This is a genomic window from Streptomyces sp. SAJ15 (assembly GCF_007595705.1).
Taxonomy (GTDB): domain Bacteria; phylum Actinomycetota; class Actinomycetes; order Streptomycetales; family Streptomycetaceae; genus Streptomyces.
The window spans coordinates 1-21,654 of sequence record NZ_NISY01000022.1; the positions used below are offsets into that span (position 1 = coordinate 1).

The window sequence follows — 21,654 nt, forward strand, 5'->3', positions numbered from 1 at the left end:
GAGCAGGGGGCCGGTGGGGCGGCCCCCTGCCGGAGGGTCAGGGGCCGGTGGGGCGGCCCCCTGCCGGAGGGTCAGGGGCCGGTGGGGCGGCCCCTTGTGGGGGAAGCAAGGGGCCGGTGGGACGGCTTCCTTGCCCGGAAGGACAGGGGCCGGTGGGGCGGCCCCCTGTGGTGGGGGGCGGGGGCTGGTGGGGCAGCCCCCGCTTCCGGTGGGGCGGGGGGCCGGTGGGGCGGCCCCCCGCCAGGGCGTCGGGAGCCGTTGGGGCGGCCCCCTGTGGGGGGGGAGTCGGGGCCGGTGGGGCGGCCCTCAGTGGGGGGTGGGGGGTGGGGTCTTCGTGGGAGCGAGGAGGAGGGAAACGGGAAGCGCCTCAGCCCTGGTAGGCGGCGAACGCCTTGGTGAACGCGTGATCGTCCTGGACGATGGAGCTACAGGTCGGCGAGGCGTGGTTCTGCGCGCCGCCGGGGCACTGCTTGTCGCGCGTCGCGGACCACATCGACAGCCAACCCATCCCCTTGGACCGGGCGAAGTCCACCAGCTGCTTGGCGTCGTCGACCTTGAAGACCTCCACGGCGACGTCGTTGACGCCGATCATCGGGGTGACCGCCACGGCCTTCCAGGCGGCCGCGTCGCTGAGCCCCAGCACTCCCTTGACCTGCGCCTGGGTGGCGGTGGCGGCTTCGATCGCGTACTGCCCCATGTCGCCGGTGAAGGACGACCCGTAGTCCATGGCCATGATGTTGACCGCGGAGACGGTCACGCCGTTCTTCTTGGCGTCCTCGACCAGGTTCACGCCGTCCTGGGTGAGCCCGGTGGGCATCACCGGCAGGGTGAACGAGACGTCGAGGCCGGGGTGCTTCTTCTGGAGCTGGGCGATGGCCTTCGCGCGGCGGGTGTTGGCGACCGTGTTGGGGAGCGCGCCGCCCTCGATGTCGAAGTCGACCTTGGTGAGCTTGTACGCGTCCACCACCTTGCCGTAGGCGGTGGCGAGCTCCGAGGCCGAGGAGCAGACCAGGCCCAGCTCGGAGCCCGCGGCACCGCCGAAGGAGACCCGCACATCCCCGCCGGCCTTGCGTAGTTCGCCGATCTGCTTGGCGACGGCGTCGGCGCCGAGGTCGGTCACCCCGCCCCACTTCGGCGTGCAGTCGCCGCCGGACGTGACGAAGGCCAGGTTGAAGGTCTTCACCCCGGTCTTCTTGGCGGTGCCGATCAGGTCGTAGGCGGGGTGGAGGGAGGTGTCGACATACGGGGCGAACCGGCCGGCCTTGCCGCCGGGGGCCGGCGTCTGCGAGTCGGTCGGCGTGGGGGTGGGCCGCGGGGCGGAGGTGCTCGGCCGCGGCGCGGGCCCGTCGCCCGCCGAGCACTTGGCATCGTTGATCACGCACTCGACGGGGGCCAGGGCCTTGCCGGTCGTGGCGGCGGCGACGAAGCCGACCGTCACGGACTTGCCCGGGGCGATGGTCCCGTTCCAGCTCTCCGGCTTGACGGTGATGTTCCCCCCGCTGACGGTGTGCTTGCCGTTCCACACCGAGGTCACCTTGGTCCCGACCGGGAGGGTGAACTTCAGGGTCCAGCCGGACAGCTCCCGGTCGGTGTCATTGGTGATGACGTACTGGCCGGTGTAGCCGTTCGACCAGTGACTGGTCGTGGAGTAGGCGGCACCGACCGACGCGGCCTGGGCGGTGCCGGTGAGCGCGAACGCCCCACCCGTCGCGATCGCCACGACGACGCCGGCGCCTATCAGCTGCGCCCTTCGGCTCATGCGTCGACGGTGTTGGGAGGAACCCATCGCATTGCCTGCCTGTCATATGTCGGGGGTGAGTGCGAGCAGCACGCTAGCGAGAACGAATCGGGCAAATGACCGGATCGGGGCTGTGGACGCACTTCTTATGGCGCGCTTAAGGAAGCCATCGGCCGCGATTAAAGCTGACCCTCAGAGGAGTACCGCCGCACACCGCAGCGGCTCTGACGAGGCATCGGGCAGCCTCTGAAAGAGCGTCGGAACGCCGGCCCGCGCGGTAGGCGCACACCCGTTGTTCCCGCCCGGCGGCACTCCCACGTCCAGCCCGGTGGTCAGACCTGGGACGGGCGCCGGGCGCGGCCGCGCCGGAAGCGCCTTGCGCGGGCCGCGCGCGACATGCGGCGCCCCCTGCGCGAGCCCCCGTTCCCGTGGAGCGCGAGCCAGACCCGCACCTCCGTACCGCCGAGCACCGAGCGGCCGATCCGTACGTCCCCGCCGGTGGACTCGGCGACCCGGCGCACGATGTCCAGGCCGAGGCCGGTGGAGCCGGGGCCGCCGTCGCCGTGGCCGCGGCGCAGCGCGGCGTCGGGGTCCGCGATGCCCGGGCCGGCGTCCGAGACCAGCACGATCACCGCCTCCTCGCTGCGGTGCACGTCCACCGCGAAGGCGGTTCCCTCGGGGGTGTGTCGGAAGACGTTGCCGAGCATCGCGTCGAGCGCGGCCACGAGTTCGGAACGGGCGGCCGGAACCCACGCGGTCTCGGAGACGCCGGCGAGCCGCACCGTACGCCCCTCGTCCTCGGCGAGCGCGGACCAGAAGTCCATCCGCTCGCGAATGACCTCGCAGGCGTCGCAGCCGACGGGGGCATGCGTCTTGGCCTCCCGCGCGGTGCGGATCAGCTGGTCCACCTCGCGTTCCAGCTGGGCGACGGCGGCGCGCGTCTGGTCGGCGGCCGGGCCCTCGCCCAGGGAGGCGGCGTTGAGCCGCAGGACGGTCAGCGGGGTGCGCAGTCGGTGCGAGAGGTCGGCGGCCAGCTCCCGCTCACTGGCGAGGAGTTGCACCACCTGGTCGGCCATGGAGTTGAACGCGACGGCGGCCGCGCGCAGTTCGGCCGGGCCGTCCTCGCGCACCCGCACGCCCAGCCGGCCGTCGCCCAGCTCCTGGGCCGCGCGGGCGAGCCGCTCCGCCGGGCGCACCAGGCGCAGGCCGAGCCGGTCGGCGGTGGCGACGGAGCCGGCGATCAGGGCGAAGCCGACACCGGTCAGGATCACCCAGGAGGTGGTGACGCCGTTGCTGACCGCGCGGTGCGGCACGAACACCTCGACGACCGCGAACTCACGGGCGCTCAGGGCGGTCGGCTGGAGCAGCGCGTAGCCGCCGGGTACGGGGGTGATGGTGGAGCGACCGCGTCGGGCCACCTCCACGACGCGCGGGTCGGCACGCCGCTCGCCGACGACGTACGCGTCGTGGGGGCCCTCGCGCGACGCGTCGACCAGCCCGTGGCGGGAGCCGCCGTGGGCGCCGTCACGCCGCCCGTCGTGGAGCTCCCGGGTGCCCGGCACATGGACCGCCATCCGGCCGTCGCCGCCCGCCTGGGAGCTGGCGACGGCCCGTTCCAGCTGGCCGCGGTCGGTGGTGATGGCGAGCGCGGGGCGGATCTGGGCCGCCTGCCGCTCGGCGTCGGTGAACGCCCGGTCCCTGGCCAGCTCCTTGACCACCAGCCCGAGCGGCACGGCGAAGGCCAGCACCACCATCACGGTGACGGCTAGTGAGACCTTGACCAGTGCCCATCTCACAGGCTCGACTCCGGGTGCGACGGGGGCCGGTGCGGGGGCGGCGGCGGGGGTGGCGTCGACGCGTCCGGCGGGGGCTCCAGCTTGACCCCGACCCCGCGCAGGGTGTGCAGGTAGCGCGGCCTCGCGGCCGTCTCACCGAGCTTGCGGCGCAGCCAGGACAGATGGACGTCGATGGTCTGGTCGTCGCCGTAGGACTGCTGCCAGACCTCGGCCAGCAGCTCCTTGCGCGCCACCACGACGCCGGGCCGCCCGGCCAGGAAGGCCAGCAGGTCGAACTCGCGCCGGGTCAGGTCCAGCGGGGCGCCGTCGAGTTCGGCCTGGCGGCGCAGCGGATCGATGGACAGCCCACCCACCCGCAGCACGCGCGAGGGCTCCGGCTCGCCGCCGGCCCAGCCGCCTCCGGCCCCCGCCCCGCCGCGCGCGCGACGCAGCACGGCGGCCATGCGGGCCGTCAGGTGCGCCACCGAGAACGGCTTGACCAGGTAGTCGTCGGCACCGTCGGTGAGCAGTCGGACGATCTCCGCCTCGTCGTCCCGCGCGGTGGCCACGATCACCGGCACATCGGTGATGCCACGCAACATCTTCAACGCCTGCGCCCCGTCCAGATCGGGCAGGCCGAGATCGAGGATGACCACGTCGAAGCCGACGTGGGCCACCTCGCGCAACGCCTCCAGTGCGGTGCCGACGCTGCGTACGGTGTGGGACGCCTCCGTCAGCTGCCGGATGAGGGCGGAGCGCACGAACGGGTCGTCCTCAACGACCAGCACTCTTGCCATGGGCGGCACCGTACGCCATTCGAGTGAGGCAGTATGAGCCGGATGCGACGAGGTCTTCTGCACGCGCTGGCCTGGGCGCTGGCCACGAGCGCGGCAATGGCGGTGTCCTGGTACGGCGTGCGCACGGTGCTGACGGGCACCGCGTACGAGCCGCCACGCGCGCTGCCCATCTCCGATGCCGCGCTACCGACGGCCTCCCCCGAGCTGGCCTCCTCCACCCACCGTCCCAAGCCGCCCTCGGTGGACTCCCCCACGCCGCCCCGCCGGTCCGGGCGCGCGACCCCGCGGCCGGCCGCGCCCTCACCCCCCAGGCCGCCGTCCCGGCCCCGCGCGGACGGCGGGAAGGTGAAGAACTACTCGGTCAAGGGCGGCCGGGTCGTCTTCGACCTCGGGACGAGCTCGGCCACCCTGGTCTCGGCGACGCCGGACGCGGAGTGGCAGATGCGGGTGTGGACGCAGAGCGCCTGGATCCGGGTGGACTTCGTCTCGGACGAGGAGACGACCTCGGTCTTCGCGACCTGGAACGGCCATCCGCCGCGGGTGCAGGTCGTGCAGGACTGAGCCGCGTGGCGACCCGGGCGGCGGGAGTGCCGGCGCACGGCCGGCGCTCGCGGGGAAGGGCGGGCTAGCGGAACACCCCGGGCGGCGGTGCGGGCGAGGCGACCGCGCCGGCGTCGGTCACCGCCGCCGCGCCGCCGGTGAACTCCAGCAGCGCCCGACCGTGTTCCACCCGCGCGGGGTGCGGGTCACCCGCCGCCCGGCGGCGCAGCTCGGCCACCGGCAGCTCCTGGTCGGAGGCGAGCAGCACCGCGTTCCCGAAGCGTCGTCCGCGCAGCACGGCGGGGTCGGCCATCAGGCACAGCTCGGGGAACTCGGTGCGCACCGTGGCGATCTGCGCCTTGAGGTGGGCCAGCGGCGGACCGTCGGCGATGTTCGCCGCGTACAGCCCGCCGGGGCGCAGCGCGCGCCGCACCTCGCGCACGAACTCGGTGCTGGTGAGGTGGGCGGGGGTGCGGGCGGAGCTGAAGACGTCGGCGATGATCAGGTCGGCGGAGCCGTCGGTCACCTTGGCGAGCCCGGCCCGCGCGTCCATCCCGCGCACCCGGACGCGCCAGCCGCGGTCCAGCGGCAGATGCTCCCGGACGAACCCGATGAGCGCGGTGTCGACTTCGACGATCTGCTGGGTGGCGCGGGGCCGGGTGGCCGCGATGTAGCGGGCGAGGGTGAAGGCCCCGCCGCCCAGGTGCACGGCGTGGAGGCCGCGGTCGCCGGTCGGGGTGGCGAGATCGGCGATGTGGCCCAGCCGACGCTGGTACTCGAAGTCGAGATAGGCCGGGTCGTCCAGGTCCACATGGGACTGGGGGGCGCCGTCCAGCAGCAGGGTCCAGCCGCGCGGGCGGTCGCGGTCGGGTATCAGCTCCGCCCAGCCGCCGTCGACCGGTCCCGCGACCGGTTCGGGGGCCCGCCCCCGGCCTTGCCTGCCTCTGCTCTTCGCCACGCGTCCAGTATCGCCCGGGGCCGAGGAGGGCCCGGCGGGGCGTGCGCGACGGGTGCCGCGGTCGCCGGCCGGCGCCTCGGACGCCGGCGCCGTGCGAGTCACCGGACGTCGTCGGCGGGGCGGTCCAGGGAGTGACCGGAGGGGGCGGACGCCACCGGGTGACCGCGCGGGGCGCGGGCCGGCGAGGCCCGGGTCACTGGCAGCGGTCGACGGCCTCGATGGTGCGGGCCGCCTCGCCCAGCGCCTCGCGCAGCGCCTGGGGGTCGGTGGCCGCGATGTACGTCGCGTGCGGGGGGACCAGCCAGCCGGTGCCGGTCACCGGGGGCTCCGCCGCACCGTGCCCCTCGTCGACCGGGGCGCGCCCGAACGTCTGGGTGCACGCGCTGCCCGGCAGGTCCCAGCCGGCCGCGGTGCCGGGCGGCACCAGGAAGCCCAGAGTGTCGCCCGCGCCGTCGTGCAGCACCGGGCCCACTCCGCCGCCGACCCGCAGCCGCAGGATGTCCACCGCCTCCAGGCCCTGGCGGGCGGGGACGGTGACGAGGTCGCACCGCTGGTCGCCGTGGAAGCCGTGGAAGCCGTGCGGGCCGTGAAGGTGCCGGGGCGGCGTCCGCGAGCCGTTGAAGTCCACTCGGGCCTTCGCCAAGGGAAACCCCTCCTCACGCTCGTAACCGCGTACATATGCCAGGTTCAACGCTTGACCATGTCAACGGCTACGGCGCAATGCCCTCATAAAGGATGGCAGTTCATGGCAGATCGCGCGTGAGATATCCGGTTTGTAGCCAAAGTCCTGATGTCGTATAAGACGGCGGCGGTACGGTGCAGCTCCGCCGAAACGGCATCACCGTAGGGAAAGGGCTGGCCATGACGCCGCTTCCCGGGTCCTCGTCGCCTTCGTCGTCGCCCTCCGCACCACCGTCCCCCGCCCCCGCTCCGCCCGTCGCCGCACCCGTCCCCCAGGCCGCGCGCCCGATCCCCGCCACCTCGCCCAACACCGCGTTCCGACGGCTGCGCGGACAGCTGTCGCCCGCCGAGTTCGCGGCCGTGGTGCGCCGGGCCGCGCGCGAGATCGGCGAACAGGTGTCGTGTGACGCCCGTTACATCGGGCGCGTGGAGTCCGGGGCGATCCGCTGCCCCAACTACGCGTACGAACGGGTGTTCCGGCATATGTTCCCCGGCCGGACGCTCACGGACCTGGGATTCGCCCCGCGCGAGGCGGTGCGCGGCTACGCGGCGCGCGGGGTCGCGATGAACGGGAGCGTGCGGGACCGCGCGGAGCGCGAGGACCCGGCGCACAGAGGCATGGCCGGCGTGGACGGGGCGTACGCGGTCGCTTCCGCACCATCGCCGTCCGGCTTCGGTCAGGACCCGTCCTACCCGACCGATTCCGGGCATCCGGCCGCCGCGCGTCCACGCCCCGGCCCGCCCACCGACCCCGATATCGACGTCTACGAGGAGAGCGACGTGCTGCGTCGCGCGTTCATCACCGGCGGCCCGACCGCCGTGGCCACCGCCCCCTGGGGAACGCCCGGGCGGGACGGCGGCGAGGAGGGCGGCGACGCCTGGCCCGACGGGCCGGTCCCCGGCCACCACCGGGCCGGCGAGGCCGAGGCGGCCGCCGTGGAGGACGCGGTGCGCCACATCCGGCTGTTCGACGACCGCTACGGCGCCGACGGGCTCTATCTGCGCTCCGCGCGGCCGCTGCGCACCGCCTACGCCCTCCTCGACGCGGGAGCGCAACGCCAGTCGGTCTCGGATCGGCTGCACACCGGGGCAGGCGAGCTCGCCATCTCGGTGGGGTGGCTCGCCCACGACTCCGGCCGCTTCGCCGACGCCCGCTCGCACTACGCCGAGGCGCTGGCCACCGCGCGCGTCGCCGACGACCGGGCGCTGGAGGCGCACGCGTTCTGCAACATCGCCTTCCTCGCCCGCGATGTCGGCCGACCGCGCGAGGCGGTGCGCGCGGCCCAGGCCGCGCACGGCGCCGCGCGGGGCCTCGCCTCGCCCCGACTGCTGTCGCTGATCGCGCTGCGCGAGGCGGGCGGTTGGGCCGGGCTGGCCGACCGCACGGCGTGCGAGCACGCGCTGCTGCGGGCGCAGCGGCTCTTCGGGCGGGGCCCCTCGGCCGCCGACCCGGAGTGGATGAGCTTCTACGGCGAGGCGGAGTTGGAGGGCCTGGAGGCGCAGGTCTGGTCCGCGCTGGGCGACTGGCAGCGGGCGGCCGAGCACGCGCGGCACGCCGTCGACCTCCAGAAACCGCACTTCGCGCGGAACATCGCGCTGTTCACCGCGGAGCTCGCCGCCGACCTCGCCGCCGGCGGCCGCCCCGAAGAGGCCGCCGTGGAGGCGCGGCGCACCCAGGACCTGCTCTCCCGCGTGCAGTCCAGCCGCATCCGGGCCATGCTCGGCAGCGCCGCCCGCACCCTCCGCGCCTACGCGCGCAACGCGACCGTCGCCGACTTCCTCACCCGCTATGCGGCGGCCGGCCACCCGGCGTGACCCGCGCGGGCTGGACCCGTGCGGCAACGGCGGGTCGTCGTCCGCCCACCCCGGGCCGGGCCGTGCCGCCCCGCGCGGGCGACGACTCCTCGGCCTGAGACGACCGAAGCCGGCGGTGCGACCGGCGCGGAGGCTGCGACCGAGGCGGCTGGCGCGACCGACGCGGGCGGTGCCGTGCGGGACCCGCGGAGTGCCCGTCCGACCCGTCCGAGCCGAGACCGGCCGGCTTCGGGTGCCGAGGAAGCCGAGCGGGCCGTGGCACGGCCCCGCGCGGGCCGCCGTACGGAGGGCGACCACCCGCCCCACATCGCACGGGCTCCCCGCGCGGGCGTGCCGCGCGGCGGCCGAGGGCGGGCGGGCGGCGGGGCTAGGCCAGGTGTCCCGTGTCGTTCCACCGCTCGATGGCCGGCTCGCCGTAGGCCCAGCCCAGGATGGACAGCGAGGTGGGCTCCAGGCGCAGCCGGGCGGCGAAGGAGGCGTCGAGGCCCAGCCAGCGGGCGGCGAGCGTACGCAGGATGTGGCCGTGGGCGAAGACGAGCACATCGCGGTCCTCGCCACGTGCCCACTCGATCACCTCGTCGGCCCGCGCGGCCACCTGTGCCAGGGTCTCGCCCTCGGGGACCCCGTCGCGCCAGATGAGCCAGCCGGGCCGGTCCGCCTTGATCTGGGCGGGGGTCAGGCCCTCGTACGCGCCGTAGTCCCACTCCATCAGCGCGTCCCAGCCCCGGGCCCGGTCGCCGAAGCCGGCCAGCTCGCTGGTCTCCTTGGCCCGCACCAGCGGGCTGGTGCGCACCTCCACGCCCGGCAGCCCCGCCCACGGCTCGCGGTGCAGCCGCTCGCCCAGGAGCTTGGCGCCGCGCCGACCCTCGTCCAGCAGCGGGATGTCGGTACGGCCGGTGTGGCGGCCGCTCAGCGACCACTCCGTCTGACCGTGCCGGGCGAGCAGGATGCGCGGTGCCATTCAGGGGGCCTTTCGCCGGGTGTGAGCAATGTCCGAGTGATGTACGCGACAGACCGATGGCGGCACGTCCCGCTCTTTCGGCCGTTCTGGCGACTCTGCCCGACCGTCGCCCCTCCATCATCGCTCACACGATCGAGAGGCAACCTCCGGGGCGGCAGCGGCGTCTTAGCCACCGCGTGCCGCCGTACGGCGGCACGCGGTGGCACCTTGGGGCGGCCCGGGGGCACCTCGGGGGCGGTGCGCGGGGCGTTTCGCTTACGCCGTACGGTTTGGTGCGCGCCTCATCCAGTCGACGTGGCCGCCTGACTACCTGACCTGAACTCATTGGGAGAGCGTCCGGATGCCCTACACCGTGCCCCGTGCCGGAGCATCACAGGGCGGTCGGCCACGTTGGTGGACCGAACTGCCGCTGATCGCTGTGGTGTACGCCGCGTACTCGGCCGGTCGCCTGCTGGCCCGCGGCGACGTACAGACCGCCGTCGACCACGGCCTGGGCCTCCTGCGGTTCGAGCAGAGCCTGCACATCGACTTCGAGACGCCGCTCAACGACATATTCACCAGGCACGCCTCCATAGGCGTGCCCGCCGACTTCATCTACGCCTCGCTGCACTACCTGGTCACTCCGGCGCTGCTGGTGTGGCTGTGGAAGCGCCGCCCGCAGGACTACCGCCTGCTGCGCACCTGGCTGCTGGTCTCCACGCTCATCGGGCTGATCGGCTTCACGCTGATGCCCACCTGCCCGCCCCGGCTGCTGGACGACGCCTACGGCTTCGTGGACACCATGGCGCAGTACAGCTCCTACGGCTGGTGGGGCGGCGAGGCGAGCGCCCCGCGCGGTCTCGGCGGCTTCACCAACCAGTACGCGGCGATGCCGAGCCTGCACGTGGGCTGGGCCCTGTGGTGCGGGGTGGCCCTGTGGTGGCAGGGGCGTTCGGTCTGGTCCAAGATCGCCGGGGTGCTGTATCCGCTGATCATCACCCTCGTGGTGATGGGCACCGCGAACCACTACTTCATGGACGCCGCGGCCGGCATGGCCGTCATGGGCATCGGCTTCCTGCTGGCCCGCCCCGCGATGCGGCTGGCCGGGCGGGTGCTGGCCCGCTTCCGCGACGGCACCGGCGACGCGACCCGGGAGTCCGGGACGAAGGACGCCACTTCCGGAGCGAGAGCTTCCGCCACGCCTGTCGGTGACGGGTGCGAGACTTCGCCCCGTGAACGCGAACGCATCCCCCGACAGCAGCAGCGCTCGGGCACCGCGGCCGAGGCAGGCGGGCACGGCGAGTCCGACGCCGCTGCCGGCTCCCGCGGGGCCGACGACGGCGCTGCGGCGGCGGCTCGCTGATCTGCGCGGCCCCACGGCCGCGCCCCACCCTCTGGACGCCCGCGCGCTCGCCGCGCTGGCCGCCAACCCCGGCTGCCGTCGCCGCACCCTGCTGGACGGCGCCGGGGTCGACAAGCGGGCCCTGGCCCGGGCCCTGGGTTCCCCCGCCACCTTCGGCCAGTCGCAGTTCGCCCACCAGCGCGGCAACACCTTCGAGGCCCGGGTGAAGGCCGACGGCGGGGACGAACTGCTGCGGCTCCTGTACGCGGCGCTGGGCGCCGAGGCGGGCGGGGTGCCCGCCCCCGAACCCGGCCGCACCCGCACCCCCGACCTGACCGCGGTCGGCCCCGAGGGCCGGACCGCGCGCACCGCCCTGGCCCTGCGCGAGGCCACCGCCGTCGGTCGCTGGACGCTGCTGGACCACCCGCTGCTCAGCCTCGACGTCGCCGGGTCGCCCGCGTTCCTGGAGCCCGACGCGGTCGTCGTCCACCCCGACGGCAGCTGGACCGTCGTCGAGATCAAGTCCTTCCCCGTCATCGACGGCGCCGCCGACCCTGCCAAGGTGGGCGCCGCGGCGCGTCAGGCGGCGGTCTACGTCCTGGCCCTGGAGCGGGTCGCCGAGCGGCTGACCGACGTCGTCAAGCTCACCGACGCGGAGGTGCCCCGGCTCTCCCCGGCCACCGCGGGCGTCCACCGGGTGCGCCACCGCGTGCTGCTGGTGTGCCCGAAGGACTTCTCCAACCTGCCGACGGGCGAGCTGGTGGACGTGCGCAAGCAGCTCGCGGTCACCCGACGGCAGCTGGGCCGGCTGACCCGGGTGGAGGAGATCGCGGCGGCGCTCCCGGAGGGGACCAGCTTCGACCTGTGCCCCACCGAGGACGGCCGCACGACCCGGCCCGTCGAGGAGCTCGCGGTGGCGGTGGACGCGGTGGACGCGTCCTATGCGCCGGAGTGCCTGGCCGCCTGCGAGCTGGCCTTCCACTGCCGTCAGCGGGCCCGCGCGGCGGGCTCGGTCGAGGCGCTGGGCCGCGGCGTGCGCGGCGAGCTGGGCGGTCTGACGACCATCGACGCGGTGCTGGCCGCGGCCTGCGCCCCCTCCGAGGCGGGCCCCTCAGGCGCGGGCACCCCCGCCGAGGCCGGGCACGCCTCCGGGGCGAGCGGCGACTCGGAGGCGGAGGACGACCCCACCGTGATCGCGCTGCGCCGGGCCGCCGCGCTGCGCGCCGAGGCCCTGGCGGCGGCCGGGATGGCGGCGCCCGCCACGGCCGGACCCGCCGCCGCGGCCCGAGCGGGAGGCGCCTGATGTCGTTGATGACCACTCTTGCCCGGATGGAGGCGGTGCGGGACGGGCGGGCCCGGCCCACCGCCACCGTCCGGCACCGACACCTCGCGGACCGCCCGCTGGTCTTCGTGCCGCTCACCACCGCCGGCGAAGCCGGCGCGCCGCTGGGGGCGATGGTGGGGACCGACCGGGACGCGCCGCGACTCCTGGTGGTGGCGCAGCCGCGCGACCGCGATCTGCGGTTCGCGTTCCTGGCCGAGCTGGCCGAGGAGATGCTGCCGCACATCGAGGCGTACGCCGACGAGACGGTCCAGGAGGAGCGCAAGGAGACCGACCCCGAAACGGGGCGGAAGGTCACGGTCCAGGTCGATCTGTGCGCGGACGCCCCGCAGTTGCTGGTGCCCAGCGGCGGGGGCGTGGAGTTCGTGCGGCTGCTGGGCCGGTCGATGCGGTTCCGGCGGACCGCCGAGCAGGACCCGGACGCGCCCTTCCCGGCCCCCGCGCGGGTACCGCTGCTCGGCCGCTGGCTCACCCACTACGGCGAGCGCTCCCGCGTCCCCGGCTCCTCGCTGCTGCTCGCGCTGACCGAGCTGCTCGGCCGGCACTGGGCCACCGGGCAGAGCGTGCTGGAGGACCAGCACCTGGGCGCGCTGCTCGGCTGGATCGACCCCCCGGAGGGGATGTCGGGGGCGGAGGCGGCGCTCCGCGCGGAGCTGGCGCGGGGGGCGGACGGCCTGCTGGAGTGCCCGCCCGCGGGCCCCGCCACCGACCCGGTCTTCGACAACGCCCGGCTGGCCCCGGCGATGAAGCGCTACGACACCGCCCGCGCGGGCGTCATCGACGGCGTTCCCGGCGCGGGCGCGCGGCTGAGCGCCGCCGAGGAGGAGCTGCGCGCGCTCATCGGCGGCCAGCTGCGGCCGACCTGGGACGCCGTCTGGCGGGCGGTGGACCTGCTGCGGGCGCTGCCGGAGGGGTCGCGGGTGGGCGACCGCTGGAAGCGCGACCGCTGGTCGTACACCGGCCACCGGGACCGGGTGCGGGCCGGGGAGCCGCCGCAGCCCCGGCACGACGACGCGGTGACGGCCGCGCGCAAGCTGATGGCGCGGGAGACCGCGCAGGCCCAGCTCGACGCCCAGGAGGCACTGGACGACCCGCTGGTGATGGCGGGCCGGCGGCTGGCCGGGGAGGCGTTCGCCGGAGCCGTCACGGAGGTGGAGATGGCCTGGACCGAGGCGAAGGTGCCGCGCCCCCGGCCGCTGCTCACCCTGCGCACCGACGACCGCCCGCTGCTGGCCGAGCGGACCAAGCTGTACCGGGCGCTGGACGACGGAAGGACCCAGACCGCCGAGTTCGTCGGGTACGCCGCGGACGACGGCTCGCCGGTGGTCCGGCTGACCGGCGGCATGGGCCGGGGCAGGATGCCGGAGCCCGGCTCCGTTCCCGAGCCGGGCGAACGGGTGTGCTGGACCCTCTTCGAGCACGCCCCGCGCGGGGGTCCCGAGCTCCCCGACCCCGAGCGCACCCCCTGGACCCACGGCGGCCCGCCGGCCGACTCCCCCGAGCCGGCCGGCCACGTCCCCGACCCCGTCACCCCGGAGGACTTCCTGTGATCCGCACGGACCCGACCCCCGGCGCGCCGCGCCCCGGTCGTGAGGGAGCGGCATGAGGGGCGCGGCGGCCGGTACGGAGGCCGCCTTCGACCCGGGCGCGGCGGCGGCCCGCGCGACCGAGGCCATCCTGCGCGACACCCTGCATGGGACGGACCGGGGCGTGGTGGTGGACTCCCCGCCGGGGGCGGGGAAGTCGACGCTGGTGGTGCGGGCCGCGCGGGAGCTGGCGGCGGCCGGGCGGCCGCTGATGGTGGTGGCGCAGACCAACGCTCAGGTGGACGACCTGGTGGACCGGCTGGCGCGGGAGGACCCGGAGCTGCCGGTGGGCCGGCTGCACAGCAACGACCCGCACCCGTACGACCCGGTGCTCGACGGCCACGCGAACGTGGTGACCTCCGCCAAGGTCGCGGAGCTGACCGGGCTCGGCGTCGTGGTGTCCACCGCGGCGAAGTGGGCGCACGTCAAGAACGTGGAGCCGTGGCGGCACGCCATCGTCGACGAGGCCTACCAGATGCGCTCGGACGCGCTGCTGGCCGTCGCCGGGCTCTTCGAGCGGGCCCTGTTCGTGGGCGACCCGGGGCAGCTGGACCCGTTCAGCGTGGTGGGCACCGAGCAGTGGGCGGGGCTGTCGTACGACCCGTCGGCGAGCGCGGTGGCCACGCTGCTCTCGCACAACCCGCGGCTGCCGCAGCACCGACTCCCGGTGTCCTGGCGGCTGCCCGCCTCGGCCGCGCCGCTGGTGTCCGCCGCGTTCTACCCGTACACGCCGTTCCGCAGCGGCACCGGCCACGGCGACCGGAGGCTGTCCTTCGGGGTGCCCTCGGACGGCTCGGGCCCGGACCGGGTGCTGGACGAGGCCGCGGAGTCCGGCTGGGGGCTGTTGGAGCTGCCCGCGCGGCACACCCCGCGCACCGACCCGGAGGCGGTGCGCGCGGTGGCGCTGGTGGTGCGGCGGCTGCTGGACCGGGGCGGCGCGGCGGTCAGCGAGCGGTCCGAGCGGCCGGTGCCGCTCACCGCGGACCGGATCGCGGTGGGCACCGCGCACCGGGACCAGGCGGCGGCGGTGCGGGCGGCGTTGACCACGCTCGGGGTCGGCGGGGTGACGGTGGACACCGCCAACCGCCTCCAGGGGCGGGAGTTCGACGTGACGGTGGTCCTGCACCCGCTGTCGGGCCGCCCGGACGCGACGGAGTTCCACCTGGAGACGGGCCGGCTGTGCGTGCTGGCCTCACGCCACCGGCACGCCTGCGTCGTGGTCTGCCGCGCGGGCGTCGCCGAGCTGTTGGACGAGCATCCGTCCACGGAGCCGGTGCGGCTGGGGGTGACGGTGAAGTTCCCGGACGGCTGGGAGGCGAACCACGCCGTCCTGGCGCACCTGGCGGAGCACCGGGTGGCCTGGCGGCCCTGAGCGGCGGAACGCGACCGGGGCGGCGCGGGGGCCGCCCCGCGGCGCGCGACGCGTCCTGGGCCGCCACCGGCCACTTGCGCCCGGCGCGACAATGGAATGCGGCACACGATCCGGGAGGTACGTCCATGTCCGAGCCGCAGTCGGCTCCCCAGGCGCCCGCCGGCGCTCCCAGTCCGCAGCGCCGGCTCAAGCCCGCCCCGCTGCTGTTCGAGCCCACCGAGGCCGCGGCCGACCCCGAGCACTTCTTCGACCTGGAGTCCATCGAGGACCCGCGGGAGCTGCTCGCCCGGTCCACGGAGCTGGTGCTGGCGTTCCGCGCGGCGACGGACCGGGCGATGGAGTACCAGGCGATGGCGGCGGCCCAGCTCGCCGACCCGCGCCGGTTCGACCGGCTGCCGCCGGCCCTGATCGCGGAGCGCGCGGAGTGGACGGAGGACTACGCCAAGAAGATGGTGGAGTTCGGCCGGGAGCTGATGCACGGTGTCGACTAGGCCGCTGCCCAGGCATATGCCGCCGGGCATGCCCGAGGCACACGCGAAACGCATATACGTTCGATATGTGAGTTCGGCGCAATATACCCCACCTCACGGCCCCTTGTCCCGGTAATCGGCAATCCACGGAATCCCGGGCTGGGGCGCCGATAGATGTGGAGGCCATGAGCAGCATGAGCAGGCGGCCTCGGCACCCCCGTCCGTACGCCACCCCGGAAGGAGCCGACTGGCTCGCCTCGGCCAGTCCGTTCCCGCGCAGCGTGCGGGCCCTCTGGGCGGAGCACCCGGCCGCCCAGGTGGTGCTGCCCTGCGGCGTGACCTTCGACGTGATCAGCGTTCCGGCGCTGTTCGGCCGGCACATGGTGAGCCGGCTGTGGGCGTACGGGCCGGGCACCGGGCCGGTGGGCGCGCAGCGGGACCGCATCCTGATCTTCGCCATGCCGGGCTGCGCGCAACGGCTGCCCGCGCTGCTGCGCTGGGAGGAGTGGGGGGCGGCGACTCCGCCGCTGCTGTGCCACGGCGCCGGCGACGCGGTCACCGTGCCGCCGCCGCACCCCGTGGAGCCGACCATGGGGCCGGGCGAGGCGGCCACGGCGGCCGCCCCGGGCCCCGCCGAGGACCCGACCGACCCCGCCTGGGGCGAGATGGCCGCGACCGCCGGACGACCCGGGCGACGGCCGATCGCCGAGCCCGCGGCCCGCTGGCTGGTCGCGCCCACGGCCGGCGACCCCTGGCTGCCGGGGCCCGATGTGCTGCTGTGGGCCTGCGTGCGGGCCGCCCGGGCGACCGCGCGGGCGACGGGGCCGCTCGCCGCCCCGACCCCGGCCTGATCCCGGACCCGACCTGACCGCGCCCGTCGGCCACCGCGGCCCGGCCCGCGCGGTACGCCGTCCCCGCGCGGTACGCCGTCCCCGCGCGGTACGCCGTCCCCGCGCGGTACGCCGTCCCCGCGGGGTGCGCCTCCCCGCCCCCTTGACCGCGCGGGAACGCCGCCCGTCACGCCCGCCATCCCCGCGCGGCCGCTCCCGGGCCGCCGGGCCGCCGCATGGCCGCCGTAGGCCGCAGCCGCAGCTCAGGGCCCCGGCAGGCGTTCCACGCGGGCCCGCGGGCGCCCGGAAGTATCGATTTTCGTTCCGCCGGACCAGGATGCTAAGGTCTTCTACGTCAGCAGGCGCCGCTAGCTCAGTTGGTTAGAGCAGCTGACTCTTAATCAGCGGGTCCGGGGTTCGAGTCCCTGGCGGCGCACCGACAGAAGAAGGCTCCTCACTCCGGTGAGGGGCCTTCTTCATGTCTCCAGAGGGTCCCAGGGGTCCCTGGCCCTAGGCGACCAGCGCGCGGCCGTGCGGCGCACCCGATCGTGCCCGCGCCGTCCCCCGCGCGGTCAGCGGGCGTGCCCGGCCGCCTGTCGCGCGGTGAGGTGGACGGCGCACTCGGCGGCGCCGGTGGCCGGCGCGGCCCGGCGGGTCGCCCGCCACACGTCGGCATCCCGCCACCACGTGACGAAGGTGTACGCGCCGGGCTTGGTGAGCGAGCGGCTGAGGTCCGCGTGGAGAAAGCCGGGCTCATGGCAGAGCGCGGCCGCGTACGCGCGGTAGGCGCGGTCGAACTCCTCCAGGTTCATCCCCTCCGCCGTCAGCCACTCCACGACCACCAGCGGCGCACCCTCGGACACATCGCCGTCGCCCGCCCGCAGCACATTGCGGGACGGGTCGACGGCGACCTCGCCCAACGCGTGGAACTCCCGCCCGTGCGCCTGGAAGACCGAGCTGCCGCGCACCCGCTGGAAGCTCTCCGGATTCCGCCAGCGCTCGATGTTCACGTACACGCCCGGGCACTCGGCCAGCAGCACCGCCTGGTGCGAGTCGAAACCGTCCTGGGCTCGCAGCCAGGCCGCGTGGCCCAGGAAGCTGCGCTCGAACTCGGGGGCCCGCGCGGGGTCCCGGAGCGTGAAGGTGTTCACGACGGTGAAGAGGCCAGTGTGCCGCATGACGTAGGGCATGGAGTGCGACCTTTCTCTTCCTGCAGCAGGCCGAGACGCCTGTCCTGCGGGCGGGCGGTGCGGGCGGGCGGGCGGTGCGAAGAAGCGATACGGCAGAGAGGGGTGCGGGCGGCGGGCCGGGGCACGGCGCGCACCGCGCCGGGGGACGGGCCCGGCCGTGCTCGCAGGAGGGTGCCCTTGCGGTGCGGGGCGCGCGGCGCGCGCCGGTCAACCGCGCCGGCGCCGGTGGGCCGGGCGCGCCTCGGGCGCCCGTGCGAGCTCCGGGGCCCGGGTGAGCTCGGGCGCCCGCGTCAGCTCGGGGGCCCGCACCTGCTCCGGGCCCCGCTGCCGCCCGAGGCCCGGAAGTCCTTCGAGGGCGCGGCGGCACTCGGCCACCCGGCGCCCCTCCGCGTACGCCCGCGCGTGTCGGAGCGTGTCGGTGCAGGCGGCGCTCAGCGCACCCCGCACATACGCGCGGGCGTCGGCCGTCGTCGTCCCCGGTCCGAGCACCCGCTCCACCGCCTCCGCGTTGACCATCACGGTATGCCGGCAGGTGACGTCCACGACGCCCGCCGGGTCCGCGGCGGCCGCTCCGTGCGCCGCCGGGCTCGCCTCCCCGGCGGTGCCTCCGTACGGCCCTCCGCTCGGCGCCCCGCCGCCGACCGGACTGATCGTCCAGCTGCCGGTGTGGGCGGCCAACAGAGCGGGTGCGGCGGTCTGCTTGAAGACGATGCGATCCGGGGCGAAGCAGATCCGCACCGACTCGGTGGTGTGCACCGAGCCGTCGGTCATCCGCGCGTCCATGGTCACCAGTTGCACGCCGGGCGAGTCCTCCCTGAGGTCGAGCCGGGAGACGTGCGGCAGCCGCCGTTCCCACAGGTCGGCTTGGCGCAGGAAGTCGTACACGGCGGCCCCGTCGCCGTTCACCCGCACGGTGTCCGCGAAGCTGAACTCCACCTCGCTCAGGGCGCCGTCGCGTTCGGCGAACATCTTCACGGACGCCAGCATCGACTCGCTGGTGTCGTCGACGGCGTCGATGAGCCACTGCACCTGCCGGGGGTCGTCGCCGACCGCGCGGAAGGCGTGTCGGAGCTCCAGACGGCAGGTGCCGCCGACACCGGGAAGCACCCGCCACATGCCCTCCATGGCGGCCACCGGCGGCTGTGTGACCTCCTGCTGGAAGGCGACGCGCAGTCCGCGCGGGTCCGGCTCGCGACGCGAGGTCCAGCACGTCACCTCGCCGCCCGCCGTCGCCCATATCCGGATCAGCTCGGCGCCCGCGCCCCGCTCCAGGGGCTCGACGTGCACATGTGTGGCGAAGCGCTGGGGCCAGGCGGCGCTGTCGGCGACGATGCCGTACACGGTCGTCGCCGGCGCCCGTACGGTGATGCCGTGGACCGTCTGCTGCGTTCCGGTCGTCCGCCGCTGCTCGCTCGCCATGCCAGCCCGCTCCTCCCGCGTCGCCGCACCGTCCACCGTGACGGAAGGGTCTTGAACCCTGATCGACGGCCGGTCGAGGACACGGCGGTACGTCAGCGGCGCGGGGCCGTGACGACGGCCGCCGCGGCGTAGCCCACGCAGCCACGGGCGAGGATGAGGACGGTGCGCACCGGGTGCGGACGGGGTCGGGTGGTGACGAGGTCCAGGGCGACGCCGGGCGCCGGGCGGGTGGTGTGCACGGTCGGCGGGATGACGCCGTCGCGGATCGCCAGCAGGGCGGCGGCCAGGTCGAGGGAGGCGCCGCCCGCGTACAGCCGCCCGGTCATGGTCTTGGGCGCGGTCACCGGGACGCGGTAGCGCCCGAAGAGGCCGCTGATGGCCTCGGCCTCCGAGAGGTCCAGCGCGAGCACTCCGGCCGCGTCGGCGAAGACGACGTCGACTCGGCGGACCGCCACGCCCGCCTCCTCCAGGGCGAGTTCGGCGGCGCGGCGCAGCCCGGGGCCGCCGCGGACGCCGGGGCGGGAGTCGAAGACGGCGGCATAGCCCGCGAGTTCGCCGTAGAGGCGGGCGCCGCGCGCCCGCGCGGTCTCGGCCGCCTCCAGGACCAGGATGGCTCCGCCCTCCCCGGCCACATAGCCTCTGGCGTCGCTGTCGAAGGGCAGAAAGGCCCGGGTCGGGTCGACGGCCGGGCTGAGTCGACCGCCCGCGAGCTGCGCCGTCCAGCCCCAGGGGCAACCGGCCCCGTCCATGCCCCCGGTGAGCACCACACGTCTGCCCGCGCGGATAGTGCGGCGCGCCCGCGCGGTCAGGTCGAGCCCGCCCGCCCGTCCCGTCGCCAGCGCGCCGACGAGGTCACCCGGACCGTTCCGCGCGCCGGTGCCCGCTCCGACGGCTCCCGGCTCGTACTGTCCGAGCACCAGGCCGCCGGCGGCGCCCCTGAACGCCGCCCGCGCGCCGTACGGACCACCGAGATCGACCAGGTCGACGCCCGCGTCGTCGAGGGCCTCACGGGCGGCGACGGAGGCGAGACCGACGGCGCGTTCGGGCTCCTGCCGACGCGACCAGCACGGCGGGCGTGCGGGGAAGCCGGGCACCTCTCCGGCGAGGCGAGCCGGGTAGCCGGTGGCGTAGAACCGGGAGGCGGGGCGGATGCCGCTCTCACCGTTGAGCGTCGCCCGCCACCAGGCCGCGGTGCCCAGGCCGTTGGGGGCGGCGACGCCGATGCCGGTGAAGACGGCCGCGGCGCCGCCGGTGCCGATGTCGGTGGCGGTACGCGCGGTGACGGTCGTTCCGGTCAACTGGCCTTCCCCTTCAGCGCGGCAGTCCCCCGCCGAGCTGGCGTCCCGTCCTCGACGGGCCCTCGACTCCGTGTCGTCCGGGCGGTCCGGCGCTCATGGCGCCCGGAGTCGGTCGACGGCGGCGGGGACGGAGTCGAGCCGGCACCCGGCGAAACTTACCGCGTCCGGGGCGGACTTATCGCGTTCACACGGAGTCAACCGCACCGGTCGGGTGCACCGTGATCGGATCCGAGCCCGGAGCGGTCCGGTCGCGCTCCTGTTGCTGTCCGGTACGGTCCGACGCGGTCGAGCGCGGTCCGGCACGGCCCCATCGAGCGGACGTACCCGGCGGGTGACCCGACCGGACAGACACGCGGCAGACGAACCGGCCGACGGCCCCGTGGGCGGCCCCGGGCGAACCTCGCCGGCACGCCCCCGCGGACGGCCCGGCCCCCGGGTCCGCAGCTCTCGCGGAGCGGTCCGGCAGCCCCTCGCGGAGGGGTCGGGCAGCCCCTCGCGGAGGGGTCGGGCAGCCCCTCGCGGAGGGGTCGGGCGCACCCCCGGCCGGCGGCCCCGCCGCGAACCCGACGGAGGGCCCGGACCGTCGGCTTGGGCCCGCGCGTGTCGCGCACGCACCACGGCTCCGCTCGCCCGGACGGGGGGACCGGACAGCGGAGCCGTGGTGGGCCCGGCGGGAGGGGAGCCGGGCGGCTTCATCGTGGTTCGGACGACCCGCCGGGCCGGACCCTCAGGCGGCGAACAGGTCGAGCACCGGGCGGCGCCAGCTGCCGCCGAGGTCCAGGTCGAGCGCCGGGTCGGAGGCGAGCACGGCCTGCTGCAGCTTCTGGAGCCGCGGGGACGGCTCCAGACCGAGGTCCTCCACCAGCCGGCCGCGCAGCCCCTGATAGACCTCCAGCGCCTGCCAGGGCCGCCCCGCGCGGTAGAGCGCGGCCATGCACTGGGCGTGCAGCCCCTCGTGCAGCGGATGCCGGGCCGTCAACTCGGTCAGCTCGGTAAGCAGTTCGGCATGGCGGCCGAGGCGCAGGTCGGCCTCGATGCGGCGCTCCAGGACGCCCAGCCGGCTCTCCTCCAGCCGGGCCACCTCGATCTCCAGGATCGGCCCGACCCGCACGTCCACCAGGGCGGGGCCGCGCCAGACCGCCAGCGCCTCGCGGAAGAGCAGCGACGCCTCCTCGTCGTCGCCGGCGTCCAGGGCGTCATGCCCGGCGGCGACCAACCGGTCGTACTCGTGGACATCCACCGAACCCGGCTCGGCCTCCAGGAGATAGCCGCCGTAGCGGGTGGCGAGCACCGCCTTGGAGGCGTCCGGTTCCTCGGGCCCGTAGGCAGCGGCCAGTCTCCGGCGGAGCTGGAGGATGTACGTCTGCAGGGTGGTCAGAGCGCTCCGCGGCAGCTCGGTGCCCCAGATCTCCTCCATCAAGGTGGGAACCGGCATCATCTGGTTGGCGTAGACGGAGAGCAGCGCCAGGATCTGCCGCGGCTTGCCCGCGCTCGGCACGATCGACTGACCGCACGCCTCCACGCTGAGTGGCCCCAAGAGCTTGATGTCCATGGTTCCGTA

At 75.4% G+C, this 21,654-nt stretch carries 18 protein-coding genes and 1 tRNA gene; 9 read left to right on the forward strand and 10 right to left on the reverse strand.

Annotated elements, in window-relative coordinates; translation table 11 throughout:
- Positions 1-367: 367 nt before the first annotated feature.
- The 3 genes from CD790_RS32520 to CD790_RS32530 form a co-directional block, all read right to left on the reverse strand.
- Complete coding sequence (locus tag CD790_RS32520; RefSeq protein WP_144386996.1) at positions 368-1,786, reverse strand: cellulose binding domain-containing protein; 1,419 nt, start codon at positions 1,784-1,786, stop codon at positions 368-370.
- A gap of 284 nt (positions 1,787-2,070) precedes the next feature.
- Complete coding sequence (locus CD790_RS32525) at positions 2,071-3,534, reverse strand: HAMP domain-containing sensor histidine kinase (protein ID WP_144386997.1); 1,464 nt, start codon at positions 3,532-3,534, stop codon at positions 2,071-2,073.
- Positions 3,531-4,310 carry a response regulator transcription factor gene (locus tag CD790_RS32530; protein ID WP_260868060.1) on the reverse strand — a complete coding sequence of 260 codons (780 nt, stop codon included), beginning with the start codon at positions 4,308-4,310 and terminating at the stop codon, positions 3,531-3,533. Before CD790_RS32530 ends, CD790_RS32525 begins: the two co-directional genes overlap by 4 nt.
- A gap of 42 nt (positions 4,311-4,352) precedes the next feature.
- Between CD790_RS32530 and CD790_RS32535 the strand changes: the two genes are divergently transcribed.
- On the forward strand, positions 4,353-4,871 hold the full coding sequence (locus CD790_RS32535; protein WP_144386998.1) for a hypothetical protein: 519 nt from the start codon (positions 4,353-4,355) through the stop codon (positions 4,869-4,871).
- Positions 4,872-4,935: 64 nt separating this feature from the next.
- Here the strand turns inward: CD790_RS32535 and CD790_RS32540 are convergent, their stop codons facing one another.
- Positions 4,936-5,808, reverse strand: a complete 873-nt coding sequence (locus CD790_RS32540) for a spermidine synthase (protein ID WP_144386999.1) — start codon at positions 5,806-5,808, stop codon at positions 4,936-4,938.
- A 193-nt stretch (positions 5,809-6,001) separates the two neighbouring features.
- Complete coding sequence (locus CD790_RS32545) at positions 6,002-6,451, reverse strand: hypothetical protein (RefSeq protein WP_260868061.1); 450 nt, start codon at positions 6,449-6,451, stop codon at positions 6,002-6,004.
- Between the two features lie 218 nt (positions 6,452-6,669).
- Here CD790_RS32545 and CD790_RS32550 point away from each other — a divergent pair, with 218 nt between their 5' ends.
- Complete coding sequence (locus CD790_RS32550) at positions 6,670-8,304, forward strand: hypothetical protein (protein ID WP_260868062.1); 1,635 nt, start codon at positions 6,670-6,672, stop codon at positions 8,302-8,304.
- Between the two features lie 367 nt (positions 8,305-8,671).
- On the opposite strand, the gene CD790_RS32555 is transcribed toward CD790_RS32550, so the two are convergent.
- A complete protein-coding gene (locus CD790_RS32555) occupies positions 8,672-9,265 on the reverse strand; it encodes a histidine phosphatase family protein (RefSeq protein WP_144387000.1) in 594 nt (197 codons plus the stop codon).
- A gap of 340 nt (positions 9,266-9,605) precedes the next feature.
- Between CD790_RS32555 and CD790_RS32560 the strand changes: the two genes are divergently transcribed.
- The 7 genes from CD790_RS32560 to CD790_RS32590 all read left to right on the forward strand — a co-directional run bounded on the left by CD790_RS32560 (position 9,606) and on the right by CD790_RS32590 (position 16,622).
- On the forward strand, positions 9,606-10,607 hold the full coding sequence (locus tag CD790_RS32560; protein WP_144387001.1) for a phosphatase PAP2 family protein: 1,002 nt from the start codon (positions 9,606-9,608) through the stop codon (positions 10,605-10,607).
- Positions 10,558-11,889, forward strand: a complete 1,332-nt coding sequence (locus CD790_RS32565; RefSeq protein WP_260868069.1) for a hypothetical protein — start codon at positions 10,558-10,560, stop codon at positions 11,887-11,889. Before CD790_RS32560 ends, CD790_RS32565 begins: the two co-directional genes overlap by 50 nt.
- Positions 11,889-13,478, forward strand: a complete 1,590-nt coding sequence (locus CD790_RS32570) for a hypothetical protein (protein WP_144387002.1) — start codon at positions 11,889-11,891, stop codon at positions 13,476-13,478. The genes CD790_RS32565 and CD790_RS32570 overlap by 1 nt, the downstream gene beginning before the upstream one ends.
- A gap of 52 nt (positions 13,479-13,530) precedes the next feature.
- Positions 13,531-14,886 carry an AAA domain-containing protein gene (locus CD790_RS32575; RefSeq protein ID WP_144387003.1) on the forward strand — a complete coding sequence of 452 codons (1,356 nt, stop codon included), beginning with the start codon at positions 13,531-13,533 and terminating at the stop codon, positions 14,884-14,886.
- 125 nt (positions 14,887-15,011) lie between these two features.
- Complete coding sequence (locus tag CD790_RS32580) at positions 15,012-15,377, forward strand: hypothetical protein (RefSeq protein ID WP_144387004.1); 366 nt, start codon at positions 15,012-15,014, stop codon at positions 15,375-15,377.
- Positions 15,378-15,550: 173 nt separating this feature from the next.
- A complete protein-coding gene (locus CD790_RS32585) occupies positions 15,551-16,207 on the forward strand; it encodes a bifunctional DNA primase/polymerase (protein ID WP_144387005.1) in 657 nt (218 codons plus the stop codon).
- A 341-nt stretch (positions 16,208-16,548) separates the two neighbouring features.
- Positions 16,549-16,622 (forward strand) — tRNA-Lys (locus CD790_RS32590).
- A 136-nt stretch (positions 16,623-16,758) separates the two neighbouring features.
- On the opposite strand, the gene CD790_RS32595 is transcribed toward CD790_RS32590, so the two are convergent.
- The 4 genes from CD790_RS32595 to CD790_RS32610 form a co-directional block, all read right to left on the reverse strand.
- A complete protein-coding gene (locus tag CD790_RS32595; protein ID WP_144387006.1) occupies positions 16,759-17,376 on the reverse strand; it encodes an antibiotic biosynthesis monooxygenase in 618 nt (205 codons plus the stop codon).
- Between the two features lie 207 nt (positions 17,377-17,583).
- Positions 17,584-18,795, reverse strand: coding sequence for an SRPBCC family protein (locus tag CD790_RS32600; RefSeq protein WP_144387007.1), 1,212 nt, complete (start codon positions 18,793-18,795; stop codon positions 17,584-17,586).
- Positions 18,796-18,887: 92 nt separating this feature from the next.
- Positions 18,888-20,093, reverse strand: coding sequence for a beta-ketoacyl synthase N-terminal-like domain-containing protein (locus CD790_RS32605; RefSeq protein ID WP_313956566.1), 1,206 nt, complete (start codon positions 20,091-20,093; stop codon positions 18,888-18,890).
- A 727-nt stretch (positions 20,094-20,820) separates the two neighbouring features.
- A complete protein-coding gene (locus CD790_RS32610; protein ID WP_144387008.1) occupies positions 20,821-21,645 on the reverse strand; it encodes an AfsR/SARP family transcriptional regulator in 825 nt (274 codons plus the stop codon).
- Positions 21,646-21,654: the final 9 nt, after the last annotated feature.

Coding starts and splice junctions, on each gene's coding strand:
- CD790_RS32585 (WP_144387005.1), top strand. CDS start 15,551: ATGAGCAGGCGGCCTCGGCACCCCCGTCCGTACGCCACCCCGGAAGGA.
- CD790_RS32610 (WP_144387008.1), bottom strand. CDS start 21,645: ATGGACATCAAGCTCTTGGGGCCACTCAGCGTGGAGGCGTGCGGTCAG.
- CD790_RS32570 (WP_144387002.1), top strand. CDS start 11,889: ATGTCGTTGATGACCACTCTTGCCCGGATGGAGGCGGTGCGGGACGGG.
- CD790_RS32520 (WP_144386996.1), bottom strand. CDS start 1,786: ATGGGTTCCTCCCAACACCGTCGACGCATGAGCCGAAGGGCGCAGCTG.
- CD790_RS32575 (WP_144387003.1), top strand. CDS start 13,531: ATGAGGGGCGCGGCGGCCGGTACGGAGGCCGCCTTCGACCCGGGCGCG.
- CD790_RS32560 (WP_144387001.1), top strand. CDS start 9,606: ATGCCCTACACCGTGCCCCGTGCCGGAGCATCACAGGGCGGTCGGCCA.
- CD790_RS32550 (WP_260868062.1), top strand. CDS start 6,670: ATGACGCCGCTTCCCGGGTCCTCGTCGCCTTCGTCGTCGCCCTCCGCA.
- CD790_RS32530 (WP_260868060.1), bottom strand. CDS start 4,310: ATGGCAAGAGTGCTGGTCGTTGAGGACGACCCGTTCGTGCGCTCCGCC.
- CD790_RS32595 (WP_144387006.1), bottom strand. CDS start 17,376: ATGCCCTACGTCATGCGGCACACTGGCCTCTTCACCGTCGTGAACACC.
- CD790_RS32580 (WP_144387004.1), top strand. CDS start 15,012: ATGTCCGAGCCGCAGTCGGCTCCCCAGGCGCCCGCCGGCGCTCCCAGT.
- CD790_RS32535 (WP_144386998.1), top strand. CDS start 4,353: ATGCGACGAGGTCTTCTGCACGCGCTGGCCTGGGCGCTGGCCACGAGC.
- CD790_RS32600 (WP_144387007.1), bottom strand. CDS start 18,795: ATGGCGAGCGAGCAGCGGCGGACGACCGGAACGCAGCAGACGGTCCAC.
- CD790_RS32555 (WP_144387000.1), bottom strand. CDS start 9,265: ATGGCACCGCGCATCCTGCTCGCCCGGCACGGTCAGACGGAGTGGTCG.